Annotated in this window: 17 protein-coding genes and 2 tRNA genes; 8 read left to right on the top strand and 11 right to left on the bottom strand. The window is 55.6% G+C overall.

What is annotated here, in order from left to right; genetic code table 11:
* Positions 1 to 233: 233 nt before the first annotated feature.
* A complete protein-coding gene (locus JI62_RS04255) occupies positions 234 to 599 on the top strand; it encodes a metalloregulator ArsR/SmtB family transcription factor (RefSeq protein WP_088699112.1) in 366 nt (121 codons plus the stop codon).
* A 99-nt stretch (positions 600 to 698) separates the two neighbouring features.
* Here the strand turns inward: JI62_RS04255 and JI62_RS04260 are convergent, their stop codons facing one another.
* Positions 699 to 2,816 carry a carboxy terminal-processing peptidase gene (locus tag JI62_RS04260; protein ID WP_088698985.1) on the bottom strand — a complete coding sequence of 706 codons (2,118 nt, stop codon included), beginning with the start codon at positions 2,814 to 2,816 and terminating at the stop codon, positions 699 to 701.
* Between the two features lie 138 nt (positions 2,817 to 2,954).
* Here JI62_RS04260 and JI62_RS04265 point away from each other — a divergent pair, with 138 nt between their 5' ends.
* Entirely contained in the window at positions 2,955 to 4,259 is a 1,305-nt protein-coding gene (locus JI62_RS04265) for a M18 family aminopeptidase (protein WP_088698986.1), read from the top strand.
* A gap of 88 nt (positions 4,260 to 4,347) precedes the next feature.
* Here JI62_RS04265 and JI62_RS04270 read toward each other — a convergent pair.
* The 9 genes from JI62_RS04270 to JI62_RS04310 form a co-directional block, all read right to left on the bottom strand.
* Positions 4,348 to 4,424 (bottom strand) — tRNA-Met (locus JI62_RS04270).
* Positions 4,425 to 4,500: 76 nt separating this feature from the next.
* The gene (gene ychF, locus JI62_RS04275) at positions 4,501 to 5,592 is read right to left on the bottom strand and encodes a redox-regulated ATPase YchF (protein ID WP_088698987.1); all 1,092 of its coding nucleotides are present in this window, start codon (positions 5,590 to 5,592) and stop codon (positions 4,501 to 4,503) included.
* Positions 5,593 to 5,696: 104 nt separating this feature from the next.
* Complete coding sequence (pth, locus tag JI62_RS04280; RefSeq protein ID WP_088698988.1) at positions 5,697 to 6,284, bottom strand: aminoacyl-tRNA hydrolase; 588 nt, start codon at positions 6,282 to 6,284, stop codon at positions 5,697 to 5,699.
* Positions 6,285 to 6,439: 155 nt separating this feature from the next.
* Positions 6,440 to 7,081, bottom strand: coding sequence for a 50S ribosomal protein L25/general stress protein Ctc (locus JI62_RS04285; RefSeq protein WP_088698989.1), 642 nt, complete (start codon positions 7,079 to 7,081; stop codon positions 6,440 to 6,442).
* A gap of 96 nt (positions 7,082 to 7,177) precedes the next feature.
* Positions 7,178 to 8,119, bottom strand: a complete 942-nt coding sequence (locus JI62_RS04290; protein ID WP_009287569.1) for a ribose-phosphate pyrophosphokinase — start codon at positions 8,117 to 8,119, stop codon at positions 7,178 to 7,180.
* Between the two features lie 75 nt (positions 8,120 to 8,194).
* A tRNA-Gln gene (locus JI62_RS04295) sits at positions 8,195 to 8,269 on the bottom strand.
* Between the two features lie 52 nt (positions 8,270 to 8,321).
* Positions 8,322 to 9,173: a 4-(cytidine 5'-diphospho)-2-C-methyl-D-erythritol kinase gene (ispE, locus tag JI62_RS04300; protein WP_088698990.1), complete on the bottom strand. Its 852-nt coding sequence runs from the start codon at positions 9,171 to 9,173 to the stop codon at positions 8,322 to 8,324.
* A gap of 14 nt (positions 9,174 to 9,187) precedes the next feature.
* Positions 9,188 to 9,847 carry a lipoprotein insertase outer membrane protein LolB gene (gene lolB / locus JI62_RS04305; protein ID WP_088698991.1) on the bottom strand — a complete coding sequence of 220 codons (660 nt, stop codon included), beginning with the start codon at positions 9,845 to 9,847 and terminating at the stop codon, positions 9,188 to 9,190.
* 60 nt (positions 9,848 to 9,907) lie between these two features.
* Entirely contained in the window at positions 9,908 to 11,674 is a 1,767-nt protein-coding gene (locus JI62_RS04310; RefSeq protein ID WP_240513126.1) for a tetratricopeptide repeat protein, read from the bottom strand.
* 343 nt (positions 11,675 to 12,017) lie between these two features.
* Between JI62_RS04310 and hemA the strand changes: the two genes are divergently transcribed.
* The 5 genes from hemA to JI62_RS04335 are packed head-to-tail and all read left to right on the top strand — an operon-like array spanning position 12,018 to position 16,558.
* Entirely contained in the window at positions 12,018 to 13,331 is a 1,314-nt protein-coding gene (hemA, locus tag JI62_RS04315; protein ID WP_088698993.1) for a glutamyl-tRNA reductase, read from the top strand.
* Positions 13,328 to 14,416: a peptide chain release factor 1 gene (prfA, locus tag JI62_RS04320; protein ID WP_088698994.1), complete on the top strand. Its 1,089-nt coding sequence runs from the start codon at positions 13,328 to 13,330 to the stop codon at positions 14,414 to 14,416. Before hemA ends, prfA begins: the two co-directional genes overlap by 4 nt.
* Positions 14,416 to 15,264, top strand: a complete 849-nt coding sequence (prmC, locus tag JI62_RS04325) for a peptide chain release factor N(5)-glutamine methyltransferase (protein WP_088698995.1) — start codon at positions 14,416 to 14,418, stop codon at positions 15,262 to 15,264. The genes prfA and prmC overlap by 1 nt, the downstream gene beginning before the upstream one ends.
* 33 nt (positions 15,265 to 15,297) lie before the next feature.
* Positions 15,298 to 15,798, top strand: coding sequence for an Lrp/AsnC ligand binding domain-containing protein (locus JI62_RS04330; protein ID WP_088698996.1), 501 nt, complete (start codon positions 15,298 to 15,300; stop codon positions 15,796 to 15,798).
* Between the two features lie 4 nt (positions 15,799 to 15,802).
* The gene (locus JI62_RS04335) at positions 15,803 to 16,558 is read left to right on the top strand and encodes a HesA/MoeB/ThiF family protein (protein WP_088698997.1); all 756 of its coding nucleotides are present in this window, start codon (positions 15,803 to 15,805) and stop codon (positions 16,556 to 16,558) included.
* A gap of 16 nt (positions 16,559 to 16,574) precedes the next feature.
* On the opposite strand, the gene JI62_RS04340 is transcribed toward JI62_RS04335, so the two are convergent.
* Positions 16,575 to 17,171, bottom strand: a complete 597-nt coding sequence (locus JI62_RS04340) for a bactofilin family protein (RefSeq protein ID WP_088698998.1) — start codon at positions 17,169 to 17,171, stop codon at positions 16,575 to 16,577.
* 194 nt (positions 17,172 to 17,365) lie between these two features.
* Here JI62_RS04340 and JI62_RS04345 point away from each other — a divergent pair, with 194 nt between their 5' ends.
* Complete coding sequence (locus JI62_RS04345; protein ID WP_088698999.1) at positions 17,366 to 17,935, top strand: bactofilin family protein; 570 nt, start codon at positions 17,366 to 17,368, stop codon at positions 17,933 to 17,935.
* Positions 17,936 to 17,950 lie beyond the last annotated feature (15 nt).

The following is a 17,950-nucleotide window of genomic DNA, read 5'->3' on the forward strand; positions in this document are numbered from 1 at the left end:
CTCAGTTGGTAGAGCAAATGACTGTTAATCATTGGGTCGCAGGTTCGAGTCCTGCTCGAGGAGCCATTTAGCTTTCCGTACTACTCCTTTCCTTTTTTGTTTCCCGTTGCTACCTATAGCGTCAGGGTGTTTTGTCGTCTCTGTCTGTTGCGTAACAGTGGTGCTTACCGCTAGCGACGGTTGTGACGTAAACTACAGACAGTGCATAGATGGTTAATCAGTCTGGGGCCTTTATGGTGGGTAAAGTAAATACACCGCAAGCCTTGCAGGTGTTTAAATGTTTAAGCGATGAAACGCGCTTGATGTTGGTGCTTCTGGTGTCTCAAGAGCAAGAGCTGTGCGTATGTGAAATGACCCATGCGCTGCAGGAGTCGCAACCTAAAGTGTCGCGCCACTTGGCGCAGCTGCGTCAGTGCGGGCTACTGAGTGACCAGCGCGAAGGCCAGTGGGTCTATTATCGGCTTGCACCAAAGCTACCTGCATGGGCGCTTGAGATTATTCGCGCGGGAAGTCAGGGCAGTGCCGTTCAGTTAGCGGCGCTCACTAGGCGTTTAACTAAAATGGGTGATCGGCCGACGCGTCTTGCCGCGTTGTGTTGAAGGCCTCAGGTTGAAGCCCTCAGGTTTAAAACGTGCAGGTAAAAATAAAAACGCAGCCCCTTTGATGAAGGGGCTGCGTTATTTGGAGTTAAGCGTTGGTTAGCGCTTTGCGGCTAGCCGCTGAGCGTTCTGAAGGTGGGCATAGTCGAGCAGGATCTCGGCTGATTCGAGTACGTACGCACGATCTACAGCCAGCGCCTCATCCTCATCGCTTTCGGTGTTTTGCGAGATTTCGGTATCACCGGTCTCTTCCGGTGCTCCCTCGGTGACATCTGTCCGGGCGTCCATCCACTCATCCAGTTCCTCAAGGCCCAGTGCGCGGCGGCGTTGGTTTTCCAGGGAGAGCTGCTCGGCTTCCTGGGCTTCCATTTCGCGCTTACGCTGCTCGCGGTTTAAGCTCACGCTGGTGTGCTGCTCGCGTAGCTGGCGGGCCAGCGTGGACTGACGCTCTAAATAGCGGAAGTTAGCGTTGTCCTGAGCGCGTGTATCGTGCTGGGCAATCAGCTTGTCCAACACCGTTTCGGGTTCGCCATAGCGGCGGTATTGAACGTTCTGAACAGTGTCCCAGGCCAGGGCGTTGTCCAGGCTGCTTTCACCGATACGCTCGGGGTCAATCAGGCTGGGGAAGTCGATATCCGGCTCAACGCCACGGTTCTGGGTGCTGTCGCCGGAAATACGATAGAACTTGGCGCGGGTTAGCTTGATTTGTCCATGGCTCAGGTCGTTAAGCGTCTGCACCGTGCCTTTGCCAAAGGTGGGTGTGCCCAGTACCAGGCCGCGACCATAGTCTTGAATGGCACCGGCAAAGATCTCTGAAGCGGAGGCAGAGAGGCGATTCACCAGCACCCCTAGTGGGCCGTCATAGAGCGTACCGGCTTCGCTGTCACCATACAGCTGAATACGGCCCTGGGCATCACGCACTTGTACGGTGGGGCCGCGATCAATAAACAGGCCAATAAGTGAGTTGGCTTCCTGCAGTGCGCCGCCGCCGTTGTTGCGCAGGTCAAGTACGATACCTTCCACACCCTCTTCTTTAAGCCGTTCGACTTCCTTGGCAACATCACGAGTAGTGCTGCGATACTCTTCTTCGCCCGCTTGCCAAGCGTCAAAATCAACGTAGAAAGTAGGGATATTAATCACCCCAAGGCGGTGAGGTTCGCCGTCGCGCTCGACTTCAATCACTTCACCGTGAGCGGCTTGATCTTCAAGGCTGACGGTGTCGCGGGTAATCTCAACGGTCTGGGAGCGCGTCATATCCACCGCTTGGGCGGGCACCACGTCCAAACGAACCACGGAGCCTTTGGGGCCACGGATCAGATCCACCACGTTGTCCAGGCGCATGCCGACCACATTGACCATCTCGCCCTCTTCCTGGCCTACAGCGATGATGCGATCCGCTGGCTCAAGCACGCCTGCGCGCTCTGCAGGGCCGCCAGGCACAAGGCTGGAGACTTTGACATATTCACCGTCCGACTGAAGTAGGGCGCCAATACCTTCAAGGGAGAGGCTCATCTGAATATCGAAAGATTCGCCCTGGCGGGGGGAGAGGTAGCCAGTATGTGGGTCGATACTGCTAGTAACGGCTGCCATCAGTACGCCAAATACATCCTCAGACTCGGTTTGCTCCAGCCGTGTTAGTTGGCCTTCATAGCGTTGGCGCAGGTTGTCTTCAATCTGTTCGCTATCCTGGTCGGTCAGGGCAAGCGTTAAAGCGTCGTTTTTAAGCCGCTTGCGCCATAACTCGTCAAGCTCGCTTTGCCGGGATGCCCAGGGGGACTCTTCACGATCAATTTCTAAACGCTCATTGCTTTCGAAATCGAAATCAAGGCCTTCGTCCAACTGCGCAAGCAGCGACTCAAGGCGCGCCCGCTGGCGCTCACTGAAAGCGTTATAGAGGTTAAACGCATCATCCAGCTCGCCATTGAAAAGGGCGTCTGCCATGCCCGTCTCTAAGTGACGATAGGGCTCGATGTCGCTGCGTAGTAGGTAGGCGCGCTGGCCATCCAGAATGTCCAGATAGCGTTGGAAAGCGTCCTGCGACCACGCTTCGTCAAAAGTAATATCAGCATAGTGGCCGTAGCGGAGCGAGTCCGCAATTTCCACTGCCGCCTGGCGTTGTTCATCGGTCGGTTCAAGTTGCGCGAAGGCGGCTGGGCTGGTAACAACCAGCATGACAGCCAGGGCGACCGAACGCGAAAGCGTTGCAAACAAGCTCATCAGTCAAGCTCTCCCGGATTTGTGTACACTCATTCTTCCCTAGACTCGCATATGACCCATGAGTTGCGTAGGTCGAGGGAGTATTGTAGCAGGTCACCTGCGCTATGAGACTCAATCATTACTGTTATGAGGATTTCCATGTCCGAGACTTTCAACGCTGATCGTTTAACGCGGTTATGCGATTTTCTGCGCCAGTCACCGACCCCTTGGCACGCTGCCAGTAATATGGCCGCGCGATTGGAGCAAGCCGGTTTTCAGCGGCTGGAAGAGAAGGCTAGTTGGCAGCTAACGCCAGGCAAGCGCTACTACGTCACCCGTAATGACTCCTCAATTATTGCATTTCAACTGCCTGAGTCTGAATTAACGGCGCTGCGGATGATGGGGGCTCACACCGATAGTCCGGGCCTGCACCTAAAGCCCAACGCTACTCAGTGTTCAGCTGGTTGGCTGCAGATGGGCGTGCAGGTATACGGCGGTGTTTTATTGGCGCCGTGGTTTGATCGTGATCTTGGGTTGGCGGGGCGAGTGTATGTGCGCCATGCCGATGGCCGCTTGGAAAGTGTGTTGCTCAATATCGACAGGGCGATTGCCATGGTGCCAAGCCTGGCGATTCACCTGGATCGTGATGTCAATGCTGGCCGTCAGATTAATCCGCAGACGCAGATGGCGCCGGTGTTAATGCAGAGCGACTCTGCCACTTTGGAGCAGCTGTTGGCGCAGTGGGTGGAAGAGCAGCATGGGCTGCGTGCTGTGGAGATAGTTGATTTCGAATTAGCCTTTTACGACGTTCAGCCACCCTCCTTGGTGGGCGTGAAGCAAGAGCTGGTAGCGAGTGCCCGACTGGATAACCTGCTCTCCTGCTTTATAGGTTTAGAAGCGCTGCTTGCTTGCGATGGCAGCCAGGGCGCTTTGTTGGTGGCTAACGATCACGAGGAGGTCGGCAGTGCCAGTGCCTGTGGTGCTCAAGGCCCATTCTTGGCGGATGTGCTAAAGCGCATTAATGGCCAAGTGGGCAAGGGGGGCGACGAGTCGCTGATTCAACTGATTCAGTCGTCGCTGATGATCTCTTGCGATAACGCCCACGCGCTCCACCCTAACTTTCGCGACAAGCACGATGAGCGCCATGGCCCAGCGATTAACGGTGGCCCAGTGGTCAAAGTGAATGCGAGCCAGCGTTACGCTACCAATAGTGTCACTGGCGCGCTGTTTCGCGATGTGTGTCGTGAGGCTGACGTACCCGTGCAGTCGTTTGTGACCCGGGCGGATATGGGCTGCGGAAGTACGATTGGCCCGATTACCGCCACCGAGTTGGGTGTGCCCACTATTGATGTGGGAGTGCCTCAATGGGCGATGCATTCGATTCGGGAAACCGCGGGTACTAAAGATGTTGAGTATCTCACCCGTGCTCTAACGCAATTTTTAAACCGCCCGACATTAAGCTAATCTAAGTAAATAGGTGAATTTTATTTAGTAGCAGAGTTTGGCAACATAAAAAAGCCCGCTAATAAAATTAGCGGGCTTTTAATATGCTTGGTGGCTACGCCCTGATTTGAACAGGGGACCCCATCATTATGAGTGATGTGCTCTAACCAGCTGAGCTACGTAGCCTTTCAACGGGGGCGAATGATACTGATAACCCCGTCTTTCGTCAATCTTTTATTGTCGTAAGTTTACTGGCTGCTGATTACACATTAAAACGGAAGTGCACTACATCGCCATCTTTCACAATGTACTCTTTGCCTTCCAAGCGCCACTTACCGGCGTCTTTGGCTGCCTGTTCGCCGCCTAGCGATACGAAATCCTCGTAGGCCACCACTTCAGCGCGGATAAAGCCTTTTTGGAAGTCGGTGTGAATCACGCCTGCGGCTTCTGGGGCCGTGGCGCCCTCTTTGACTGTCCATGCGCGCACTTCTTTAACACCGGCCGTGAAGTAGGTTTGTAGGCCTAGCAGTGAGTAGCCCGCGCGAATCACGCGATCAAGACCTGGCTCATCCATGCCCATCTCGGTTAAGAACATTGAGCGCTCTTCGTCATCCAGCTCGGCGATTTCGGCTTCCAGCTGGTTGCATACGGGCACTACCAGTGCGCCTTCCTCAGCGGCGATTTCATTAACAATATCCAGGTAGGGATTGTTCTCAAAACCATCTTCATTGACGTTGGCGATATACATGGTCGGCTTCAGCGTCAAAAAACCGAAGCTTTTCACTTGGCGCTGCTCTTCTTCGCTTAAACCAAAGCTGCGTAGCGGCAAGCCTTCCGCAACGTGGGGCTGGATACGGTCAAGAATTGCCTTGGTGGCAATGGCATCTTTGTCGCCCCCCTTCACCGAGCGAACCAGGCGCTGGCTGGCTTTTTCGACGGTATCCAGGTCGGCCAGCGCCAACTCTAAATTGATCGTTTCGATATCGGCGCGTGGGTCGACCTGATTGGCTACGTGGATGACGTTCTCGTTGTCGAAGCAGCGAACGACGTGGGCAATCGCTTGTGTTTCACGAATATTGGCCAGGAACTTGTTGCCTAAGCCTTCGCCTTTGGAGGCCCCAGCAACCAAGCCTGCAATGTCGACGAACTCCATAGTCGTCGGCAGTACTTTCTGCGGCTTGACGATCTCTGCGAGCTTATCAAGGCGCGGATCCGGCATCGGTACGATACCCACGTTCGGCTCAATGGTGCAGAAGGGAAAATTTTCTGCATCGATGCCTGACTTGGTCAGCGCATTGAAGAGTGTGGATTTGCCGACGTTAGGCAGGCCGACGATGCCGCAATTGAAACCCATAAAATGTTCCTGAGAATAAAGTGGTAGGGCGTAAAAGTAACCGCCATTCTACGAGATGCGCAGGCCGTCAGCTACCGGCGTGACTAGCCGGCTTTTGGCGACGTCTATTCTGGCTTGAGGCTATGTAGCTGGTTCATGGCTTTGGCCCAGTCACCCGCGAGCGCTAGCGGTAGCGTGGCGATGCACTCATCCAGGGCGCGAACAATGGCTTCGTGTTCGGCCTTGCCGGGCCGTCCCAGCACATAATTTGTAACCTGACGCGCCTCGCCGGGGTGACCTATGCCAATCCGTGCCCGGTGAAACTGCTTCTGATCGCCTAATGCGCTGATAATATCGCGAAGGCCGTTGTGGCCGCCGTGACCACCGCCGGTTTTGTAACGTGCCTGGCCGGGGGGGAGGTCGAGTTCGTCGTGAGCAACCAGTAGGTTTTCAGGGGCGAGTTTGAAAAACTGGCACAAGGCTGCCACCGCAGCGCCACTACGATTCATAAAGGTGGCGGGGTTGAGTAGGTGCAGCTCATGGTCGCCTAGGCGTACCTTGGCGTAGTGGCCAAAAAATTTCTTTTCTGGGCGCAGCTCTGCATGGGCGCTCTGCGCAATCGCTTCTACCAGCCAGAAACCGGCGTTATGGCGTGTGGCGGCATACTCTGCGCCGGGGTTACCTAATCCAATAATGGCTGTTACCTGGCTCATCTTCCCACCTCATAAAAATATCCAGAAGACATGGTTGACGCCGTCCCAGCGATGGCCCCAAAAAAAATCAAGCGCCGGGGCGCTTGATTCTAACATCATGTCAGCACCACCAGGGCTAAGCAGGCATAGCCCCAGCAGAAGTGCTTGACGGAGGCTTACTCGGCGCTGGTGTCTTCTTCACCTTCGCTTTCACCGTCTTCATCTTCTTCAGCACGTACTTTTACTTTAGTGATGCTGAGTACTGCATTGTCGTGCTCTTCACCGTGGGACAGGTCAACCGAAGTGACGCCGGCCGGCAGGGTAAGGTCAGACAGGTGCAGGGTAGTGCCCAGCTCAACGGCAGCGATGTCGACTTCGATGAAATCAGGCAGATCTTTCGGCAGACAGCTGATCGCCACTTCGTTGGCCAATACGTGCAGTTCGCCGCCTTGGTCTTTGATACCGACACACTTCTCTTCGCCCGTCACGTGCAGTGGCACGTTGATGGTGATTTCGTGAGTCGCATCAACGCGCAGGAAGTCGGCGTGAGTCAGCAACGGCTTGAAAGGGTGACGCTGCAGGTCACGAACAACGACTTGCTCTTCTTTGCCTTCGATCATCAGTTTGATGACGGAAGAGAAGAAAGACTCATCTTCAATCGCTTTGTAGAAAGCGGTTTTTTCAACAGCGATGGACTGCGCGCCTTTTTCGCCACCGTATACAACGGCCGGCACTTGCTGGTTCGCACGACGCAGGCGGCGGCTCGCACCTTTCCCCAGGTCGTTACGAACGCTGGCTTTCAGGATAAAATCAGACATGGAATTGCCTCTTAGTTAAAGTAAGGAATACGCTGCCGACCGCGACCAGACGACAGCGCTTCCGTGGCCCCAAAAGGGGGCTTTATCGTCAGCGAATTAGTGGAACATCGCGCTGACAGATTCTTCATTGCTGACCCGGCGAATCGCTTCCGCTATCAGGCCTGCAACGCTCAACTGGCGAATTTTTCCGCTCCGACGAGCGACGTCAGAGAGCGGGATGGTGTCGGTCACCACCACTTCATCCAGTACGGAGTTGGTAATATTGTCGACCGCTGGGCCGGACAAAATCGGGTGTGTCGCATAGGCCACTACGCGCTTGGCGCCGTGGTCTTTAAGCGCTTCACCGGCTTTGCATAGCGTGCCTGCGGTATCGATCATGTCGTCAACCACGACACAGGTGCGGCCTTCAATCTCACCGATAATGTGCATCACCTGGGCTTGGTTAGCCTGGGGGCGACGCTTATCGATAATAGCGAGATCGGCATTCAGCTGTTTGGCGATGGCTCGAGCGCGAACCACGCCGCCTACATCAGGAGAAACGACCACAAGGTCGCTGTAATTCTGACGTTCAATGTCATCCAGCAGAATGGGGGAGCCGTAGACGTTGTCGACCGGGACATCAAAGAAGCCTTGGATCTGATCAGCGTGTAGATCCATGGTCATCACGCGGTCAACGCCCGCTTTAACCATCATGTCCGCCACTACTTTAGCGGAAATCGGCACTCGTGCGGAGCGCACGCGGCGATCCTGGCGAGCATAGCCAAAGTAAGGCAGTACCGCAGTGATGCGAGTTGCCGAGGCGCGACGCAGGGCGTCGACCATCAGAATCAACTCCATCAGATTGTCATTTGTCGGTGCACAGGTGGATTGCAGGATGAAAACATCCTTACCGCGCACGTTCTCATTGATCTCGACTGCGATTTCGCCGTCGCTGAATTGACCCACCGTAGCATTACCCATACGGCTGTCTAAGCTCTCGGCAATTTTTTGAGCGAGTGCGGGATTGGCATTCCCGGCGAAAACCATCAATTTTGACACGCGCAGCCACCTTTGCAGTGTTGGGGATCAGGGGAGAAAACGCAGATCATACTTAGGCCATATATAAAATGAAATTGGCTGGGGTACCAGGATTCGAACCTGGGAATGCCGATACCAAAAACCGGTGCCTTACCACTTGGCGATACCCCAACAATGGCCCTTCGTTAGCCGGGCGCTTTCAACTGCCCAGAGCGGGCTCTTACTAAAAGCCCAGTGCAGCATGTAGAGGAGAGGTGTTGAGTCCGCGTGCAACCCATGTCGGCCAGTATTGTTCCGCTAATTGCGCGGTTGCCTGTGCTGTTTGCTGTGTTTCAAAAGTAGCAAACAAACAAGCGCCCGTGCCGGTCAACCGGCTGGGTGCGTGCTGTGCTAGCCAGTGAAAGGCTTCCGCAATTGGCGGATAGCGTTCCTTTACCACGGCTTCACAGTCGTTGCGCCACTCCGGCGCTCCCCCCTTCAGTGCGCGCGCCATAGTAATGGGGCGGCTGTCACGTGTCAATTGCGGGTCTTGGAAGACGCTGGGGGTGGAGACACTTATCCCAGGATGAATCACCACAAACCAGGGAGTATCAAGCATGACCTTAGTGAGTTGTTCGCCGACCCCTTCGGCCCAGGCGCTATGGCCGTGGACAAAGACCGGCACGTCAGCCCCAAGACGAAGCCCCAGTCGGGCTAATTCTACAAGCGGTAGGTTGAGCTGCCAAAGGTGGTTAAGCCCCACTAATGCGGTGGCTGCGTTGGAGCTGCCGCCCCCGAGACCGCCGCCCATGGGCAGTTGCTTTTCAATCTTAAGCGTAGCCCCTAATGGTGTGCCGCTATGGGTTTGCAATAACCGTGCTGCGCGCACGACCAAATTGTCATCGTGGCTAACGCCGCTTACCTCACTGATCAAGTGGATCTCCCCGTCACTGCGGGGAGTTAGCGTAAGCTGATCGCATAGATCGATAAACTGAAAAAGCGTTTGCAGTAAGTGGTAACCGTCATCACGACGGCCCACGATATGCAGCATGCGGTTCAGCTTGGCCGGAGCCGGGAGCGTTAACGGCGCGTTCATGTAAAAGGCTACCTTTACTCGCTGGCTTGCCACTGATTAACGACCAGCGTAATGCGCACATCATCGTAATGCATGACCATGCGCCGTGGCAGCCATAAATCGTCGACTTTCTCCCAGTCGCGGTAGTCGATTTCCCAGCCGTCTTGGGCAAGATGGCTCGGGAAGCCCAGTTCGTCGGTTTCTAGCTGATAGCTGCCGGTATTGTCATTATCAGGGTCACCGGGCAGTCCGCGTACCCAGTTGGGCATAGCGGTGACGGGTAGCGACCAGCCCAACTGCTCTTCCATAAGCGCTTCTGGGGTTTCTGCCTCAAAGCGGCCGTCGCTATTGGAGAGCGAAAAACGTCCCTCGCGACCTTCGAGCACGTTGCGTCCGCCACCAAATGGCCCACTAATCAGCATGCGGAAATAGTAAGGGGTTTGATTCCAATCCAGGTTGGCACTGACATTCTCTTCTGGTGTACGCAATCCGGCTTTGCCGACCAGTGTCCAGGTGTCGAATGCCTCTACCTCAGCTTGCTGGCGTTCCCACTGGCCTGCCTGGCGGCCGCCTTCATCCATAGGCGCCTGGGAAGCACACCCGGCGAGTAAGAGTAGCGTGAAACCGGCAAACCAGAGGCGCGAAGAGTGTCGTGTCCGTGGCCAGCGGCGGGAAGGGGACGTCAGTGTCAACATAAACAGGCTCCATGTTAAGTAGTTACGGCGTAATGCGCTTAAAAAGTGTGGTTCGCAGAGTTAGGGTGTCTCTGGCGGCGTTAGTTCAGGGTAGCGTTCAAGCAGCTCGTCGATCAGCGGATGCTGACTCGTTCGCTGCATGATTTGCTGGATCAGTCGCCGCGCCTCGTCATCACGCCCCAACGCTTTCAGCACTTCGGCGAGATGCGCGGCAACTTCCTGATCCGGTAGCTGTGAGTAAGCACTTTCAAGCCAGGGTAGCGCTTCTTCAGGCTGGCCCATTCGGAAGTAAACCCAGCCCATGCTGTCAAGTACGGCGGGGTTGTCCGGGTCGGCCTCGTAAGCGCGCTCAATCAGCTCAAAGGCTTCCTGTAAACGTCCTGGCAAGTTAAGGTCGGCCAATGTATAGCCCAGCGCATTGAGCGCTTCAGCATTGTTAGGTTCAGTGCTCAATATCTGGCGTAAATCCTGCTCCATTCCCGCAATATTGCCCGCTTCCCAGTGCCGCATGGCGCGCATATAAAGTAGCGATGCATCGTCAGGTGTACGGCTAATCTCGCGGTCTAATAGCGCATCGGCGTCCGCAGGCTGATTTATTTCGTCCAGCAGCTGGACTTCGAGCATCACCAGCTCAGAAAAGTAGTTATCGAAGCGCATTCGCTCAATACGCAGGAAGGCACGAGCATCCAGTAGACGATCCTCCCCAATCAGCATCTGCGCTGCTGCCGCGCGAGCAGGTAAAAATTCACTGCCCTCGCTAACTTGGCGATAATAAAGCAGCGCATTATCGATATCGCCCTGCTCTTGAGTGATCGCGCCAAGTAGGTAATAGGCTAAATCCGGCACCTCGGGTTGGCCGATAAGCGGCTGCAACAAGCGTTGCGCGGGTTCGGGGTGGCCTTCCTCAAGATAGAGTTGGGCTAGCGATAAGCGCAGATTTTCATTGCCGCCATGGCTCTCCAGCAGTGCATTGGTCTGCACTTCTGCAGCACTAATATTATTAAGGCGAATTTCCGCCTGGGCCAGCAACAGGATGAAGCGCACATCGTCAGGCGCAAGCTCCAGGCCCTGCTGGGCAGCGCGCTGAGCAGTGGGGTAGTCCTCAACTTCCAGCGCCAGGCGTGCTTTCACTAACCATAACGCAGCGGATTCTGGGTCGAGCACTTCGACTTGATCAAGCCGCCGCTGCGCGGGTGCGGTGTCGCCAAGGGTAGCCTCGATCAAAGCCGTGCCCAGCAGCACATCGCTATGGTGCGGCAACTGGTCAGCGTTAGGGCGAGCTAAATGCTCCTGCAACTGCTGAGCAATTAACCTCAATGGCGCCTCTTCTTCAGCCACGGCAATCTCGGCAAAGGCGGTGATATCGCCGTGGCCGCCCGCTTCGACGATATCCAGGCGCTGTTCGAGGCTGTCTAACCAATCGCCACGCTGCAGTGAGAAGGCCGCCAGCAAACGATTAGGCGCTTCTGCCTGAGGGTCAAGCTCTCGCCAGCGTAGTGCAGAAGCCTCTATTAATGCTGCTTCATCGCCAAAGCGCGCCGCAAAGGTGGCACGTTCAGCCAGCGCTGGCTCGCGGTAGCGCTTAGCCGCCTCCAGGTAGCCCTGGCTTGCGTAACGATAGTCGCCGCGCTGGCCCGCAAGCTCGGCGCCGAGTAGCGTGCTTAGCCCACTAGCATCAAGCCCACGAGTGATTGGCGGCGCATTGTGCATCGGATCGTCGCCCCAGGTGCCGAGAGGCCCATCCTGTGGGCTGGGTGTTGATTGGCAGCCACTCAGCAGTAGAGCCGCAGAGGCAGCCACGGGTAGTAGTATTGAATGCCGTAACATAGCGCTCACTAATGAGAAGCCCGAACAGGTGGAGCCCATTAATACAGGGCCCGATAATGAAAAGCGAGGTCGCATGCGTCTCTCGATTAAGTGGCCGAATGCCCAGCATAGCGGCTTGCCTGCCTGCGGCAAAGTGGTGTGGGCCAGATGATAGCCTGCTGTGATAGAATGTTCCTCCTTGAAAAAGTGGTCAGCAAACTTTATGCCTACTTATGACAGATTATTGTAGGCAGCGCTTGAACCACGCAAAAGACTTGTTTTAGCAAGCCCTAACCGATGGCGCAGCTGCTTATCTCAAGAGCGGCTGACAAAAGTCCGACACACTAGCGAAGACGCATAACGCATGACGCTTCTTGCCCTGGGAATAAATCATCGTACCGCCAGCGTGGCCGTGCGTGAGCAGGTGGCTTTTACGCCAACGCAGCTTGAAACGGCGTTGGCAGAGTTGCGCGACCTGCCACAAGTTAGTGAAGCGGCGGTGCTCTCTACCTGCAACCGCACGGAACTTTACTGTGTCACGGATGCGGCTGGCGAACAGGCAGTACTCAATTGGCTCGGACGCTTTCATAACTTACGCGTCGATGAGCTGACGCGCTGTGCCTACCACTATTTGGACAACGATGCAGCGCGCCATTTAATGCGCGTAGCGGTTGGCCTGGATTCTATGGTGCTGGGCGAACCGCAGATACTGGGCCAGTTGAAAGATGCCTATCAGCAGGCGCGCCAATCCAAGGGGTTGGGCGGCGAGCTTGAACGTCTGTTCCAACACACCTTTGCAGTGGCCAAGCAAGTGCGTACCGAAACAGGCATCGGTAAAAACCCTGTTTCAGTGGCCTACGCTGCGGTCAGTATGGCCAGCCGCATTTTTGACGATTTTAGCCGTTCACGGGCGCTGCTCATTGGCGCCGGTGAAACCATCGAATTGGTCGCTCGCCATTTGCACGAAGCGGGCGTTCGCCAGCTGACTGTCGCCAACCGAACTCGTGAACGGGCTGAACTAGTGGCAGGCCCCTTAGAGGGAACGGCGATTACCCTGCAAGAGATTCCTGACGCCCTTGAACACGCCGATATTGTGATCTCTTCCACCGCCTCACCTTTACCCATACTTGGCAAAGGCATGGTGGAGCGCGCACTTAAAAAGCGCCGACATCGACCAGTATTTATGGTCGACATCGCCGTGCCTCGGGATATTGAGCCCGAAGTGGGCGAATTGGCCGATGTGTTTCTCTATACCGTGGACGATTTGGAGGAGGTAATCCAGGAAAATCGTCGCCACCGCCAGGTGGCGGCTGATCAGGCCGAGTCGTTGATTGAACACGGGGTGGGGAGTTGGCAGCACGAGCGGCGTATTCGTAATGGCGGTGATCTGATTCGCGACTACCGCCAGCATGGCGAAGCGCTGCGCGATCTTTCCCGCGACCAAGCGCTGGAACGGCTGGCGCGGGGTGAAGACCCTGCCAAGGTCATTGAACGCTTGGCCCACCAACTGACCAACCGTTTGCTCCACCAGCCTACCCAGGCGATACGGGATGCGGCGTCTGAAGAGCAGCACGACTTGCTGAATGCCGCTCCACGCCTGCTGTTGCCTATAAAACCTGCATTCGAGACCACGCCTGCGACCACGGTTAACCGCCAGAAGGATGATACGCCCGCATGAAAGAGACGCTACGCCAACGCTTAGACAGCTTCACCGAACGCTTTGAAGAGCTGGCGATGCTGCTATCGGATCCCGAAGTGATCAATAACCAGCAGCGCTTTCGCGACTACTCTCGTGAATATGCTGAGTTAGAGGAGCTGGTGGCTGCCTGGCAGCGCTACCGTGATATCGAAACCAATATGCACGAAGCCGAGCAGCTCAGCCGTGATAGCGACGCTGACATGCGCGAGTTGGCGGAGATGGAGTTAAGCGAAGGGCGTGAGCGCTTAGCCGAACTGGATCTCGAATTGAAGCGCCTACTGGTGCCGAAAGACCCCGACGATGGCCGTGGGGTGTTTCTGGAAGTGCGTGCGGGTACGGGCGGTGACGAGGCGGCTATTTTTGCCGGTGATCTGTTTCGCATGTACTCACGCTATGCGGAAAAACGCGGTTGGCGGGTCGAGGTGGTGAGTGCCAGCCACGGGGAGCAGGGGGGCTACAAAGAGATTATTTCCCGGGTGAAAGGCGAGGGTGTGTACGCCCAGCTAAAATTTGAATCCGGCGCTCATCGTGTGCAGCGGGTACCGGCGACCGAATCTCAGGGCCGCATTCACACTTCTGCCTGCACCGTTGCGGTAATGCCTGAAGTGGATGACGTTGGCGATATCGATATTAACCCTTCGGATCTGCGCGTGGACACCTACCGCTCCAGCGGTGCCGGTGGTCAGCACGTTAACACTACCGACTCGGCAATCCGCATTACCCACCTGCCCACTGGTGTGGTGGTGGAGTGTCAGGAAGAGCGCAGCCAGCATAAAAACCGTGCCAAGGCGATGTCGCTGCTGGCCGCTAAGTTGAAGCGTAACGCCGTCGATAGCCAGCGTCAGACGCAAGCGGACGCACGCCGTTCGCTAGTGGGCTCTGGGGATCGCAGTGAGCGCATTCGAACCTATAATTTCCCCCAGGGGCGGATTACCGACCACCGTATTAATTTGACGCTTTATAAACTCAACGAAGTGGTCAGCGGTGAGCAGTTGGATGATGTGATTAGCCCGCTGATTCATGAGTATCAGGCGGAGCAACTTTCAGCCCTTCAGGACGCCTGATGTCCCTTGATGCGTTGCTTCAACAGGCTGCCCAGCGCTTGCAGAGGGCGGGTTCCAGCTCGCCACGTGTCGACGCTGAAGTGTTGTTATGCCACGTGCTCGGGCGTGACCGCACCTGGCTCTACACCTGGGGTGATAAAATGTGCTCCTTATGGGAACAGGCCCGTTTTGAGGCACTTGTTGCGGCACGTGCCCAAGGCACCCCGGTTGCCTACCTTACCGGCGAGCGCGAGTTTTGGGGGCTGCGCCTAGCGACTTCTCCCGACACTCTGATCCCCCGGCCTGATACTGAAACCCTCGTAGAGCTTGCGCTTAGTAGTGTGAACCAGCCTACAGGCAGGATGCTCGATCTTGGTACGGGCACTGGCGCCATTGCCCTGGCATTTGCCAGTGAGCAGCCCGACTGGCAAGTACTTGGCGTGGATCTGCGCTTTGAGGCGGTCGCGTTGGCAAACCAGAACGCGCACTCGTTAGGCATTACTAATGCTAGGTTTTTACAGAGTGATTGGTTTGCTGTACTAGAAAGCTATGATGAAGTCGGGACGCTTTTCGATATTATCGTCAGTAACCCTCCTTATATTGCTGCCGATGATCCTCATCTAGCCGAAGGTGATGTGCGTTTTGAGCCACGCTCAGCGCTTGTCGCTGACGCTTGCGGCATGGCCGATTTGCTGCATTTGGTAAACACCGCGCAGCGCTATCTAACGGCGTCAGGTTGGTTACTGCTTGAGCATGGCTATCAACAGGCCGACGTGGTGCGCGAGGCGCTTGAGCGCGCTGGCTATCAAAACGTTGAAAGTGTTCGTGACCTGGGGGGGCATGAACGGGTTACCCTAGGCCACCTTTAATAACTGCCTGATTCATCAGTATTGGATCCTGCCATGAAGCCAAAAAATAGAACGCTGGACCGTATCGACCTTAAAATCCTGCGCTGTTTGCAGGAGAATGCGCGTATTTCATACGTTGATTTAGCTGCTGAAGTGGGCTTATCCACAACCCCTTGCCTTGAGCGCGTTAAGCGTTTGGAGAAAGCGGGTATTATTCGTGGTTACCAAGCCATCCTTGACCCGCGGGCTCTGAAGGCCAATTTATTAGTCTTTGTCGAGATCAGCTTGGAAACGCAGTCGCCTGCGGTCTTTGATGAGTTTCGCCGTGCTGTCGAGAAGCTGCCGCAGATTCAGGAGTGCCACCTCGTCTCGGGTCAGTTCGACTACATCTTGAAGTGCCGCATTCCCGAAATGGCTGCTTACCGTCAACTATTAGGCGATGTGGTGTTAACGCTACCGGGCGTAAAAGAGTCAAAAAGCTACGTGGTGATGGAAGAGGTGAAAGAGAGCTTCAATTTACACATCCCCGCCTTCGAGGAATTTGAGGATAAGTAAGCCGATGATGGATGACCAGGCGCTGTTGCGCTATAGCCGCCAAATCATGCTGCCCGAAGTGGATATCGAGGGGCAGGAGCGCCTGCAGTCTGCTCATGCAGTGATTATTGGGGCTGGTGGCTTGGGCTCTCCGGCAGCGCTCTATTTAGCTGCCGCGGGGGTAGGGCGCATTACCATCGCTGATGCCGATCACGTCGAGCTTTCCAATCTTCAACGTCAAATTGCCCACCAGCACGCCAGTATTGGTTTGAATAAAGCGCACTCTGCCCAGGCCAGCATGCAGGCACTCAATCCTCACTGCCACGTGATTGCATTAGATCAGCATGTGGCGGGCGAACCGCTGGAGCGCTTAGTCGCTTCGGCGGATGTGGTGCTCGACTGTACTGATCGTTTCTCAAGTCGCTATGCGGTGAATGCCGCCTCACAAAAGACCGGAGTACCGTTGGTATCTGGGGCAGCGATCCGCTTTACAGGTCAACTGGCGGTATTTGATCCCCGCGACGTAACTTGCCCCTGCTACGCCTGCCTCTATCCACCCGATGACAGCGGAGACGAAGCGCTTAGCTGTGCAGAGAGTGGGGTAATGGCGCCACTGGTGGGCTTAATCGGCTGCTTTCAGGCGGTAGAAGCCTTCAAACTGATTAGTGGCGCAGGTTCTGCCCATCAGGGGCTCTCCACCTTTGATGGCTTAAGCGGGCAGTGGCGGCACTTTCAAGTACCCCGCGATCCCGCTTGTCCGGTGTGCGCTCAGCGTCATTGATGCTGCTGGCAGCGCCTTAATCGTTTGCTTTTGCTTCCGTTGTCTCTTGTTCCGCTGGGTCGGCACTAAGGGTTGCACGTTTATCGACGGTTGTCTTGGGCGCGTTAGCGCCTGAGGCGCTGTTCAGTGCAGCCGTTTTGGTTGTGCTTTCAGTGGCGTCGTTAAAGGCCCTTTTCAGCATTTCGTTGTCGGGATCCATATCGATGCTGCCATGGAAAACACTGCCATCTTCCAATACCAGACAAGGAGCAACAATAGTGCCTGAGACCTGGGCACCTTTGTGGATCGTCGCGCGGTGCAATACCACTAAGTTGCCAATGACTTCACCGGATACATGTAGGGTGTGGGCGAATACATCGCCATTGATATACCCATTGGCACCTAGGGTAACGGTATGCTGTTTACAAGTGATAACGCCGCTGACGCGCCCCTCTACCGTCAAATCTTCATCGCTATTAATATCCCCCTCCACTTGTGTATGCCCCCCAATTACGGAGAGGCTTGGACGCGCACTGCTGGTCGCGGTGCTGGGCATTGCTGATGAGCGCGTATCAGGTGCTATTGGCGTCGCGGCCTTGTTTTCAGGCGGGGCATTCTTGGCTTTGTTAAACATAGGGTGACTCCTAGTGAACGACGCCAGAGCGCCTTTGGGGTACATGGTAATGAGCATTAAATACCTTAATCGGCTTGGGGATGTCTTAAAGCCTGGAGTTAAGCCAAGTGAATGGGCTTATTCACGCCGCCGCAATATAACAGAACGAGTATAACGTTAGCTGGGGCAACTACATCTAAAGCGGCAGGAAGGGTATGGGCATTCAAGTATGGTTTATTGTGCTGGGCGTTGGCGTAATGACGCTGATCGTATGGGATGGCAAGCGACGTAAGCTAAAGCAGCGCTCCTCAAGTGCGGCTGGTATAACGCCAAAAAAACAGGCAGTCGAGGCTGCGCCCATCTCCAATCAACCCGCTGAACCGATCTCACCACCCCAAGCAAATGCCTCCACTGTGTCGACTCCCAACATAGAGGGTCTAACGGGGGGCAGTCGCATTGGTTCAGCCACCCACATTCTAGGCAAAGTGATCGCTGATGAGCCTGTACTTATTAAAGGCCGCTTAGAGGGTACGCTCATCGCGCCAAATCACCCTGTCTCTGTGACCGCCTCTGGCCACGTAGCGTCTTATATTGAGGGGAGTTGTGTCGATATTGACGGGCATATGGTGGGTACGCTTAAAGCCAATACCAAGGCCACGTTGCTATCGCGGGCGCGTTTGCAGGGGGTGGTTGAGGCTCCTCGCTTGGAGTGCATGGCAGGGGCTTGGCTTCAGATAGATGTGGCGCAGTCTGCCAACCGCCAAAGGGTTGCCATGGTATCGTAAAGGCCATGTTAGGAC

The sequence above is a fragment of the Halomonas campaniensis genome (assembly GCF_002211105.1).
GTDB classification, from domain to species: Bacteria; Pseudomonadota; Gammaproteobacteria; order Pseudomonadales; family Halomonadaceae; genus Vreelandella; species Vreelandella campaniensis_A.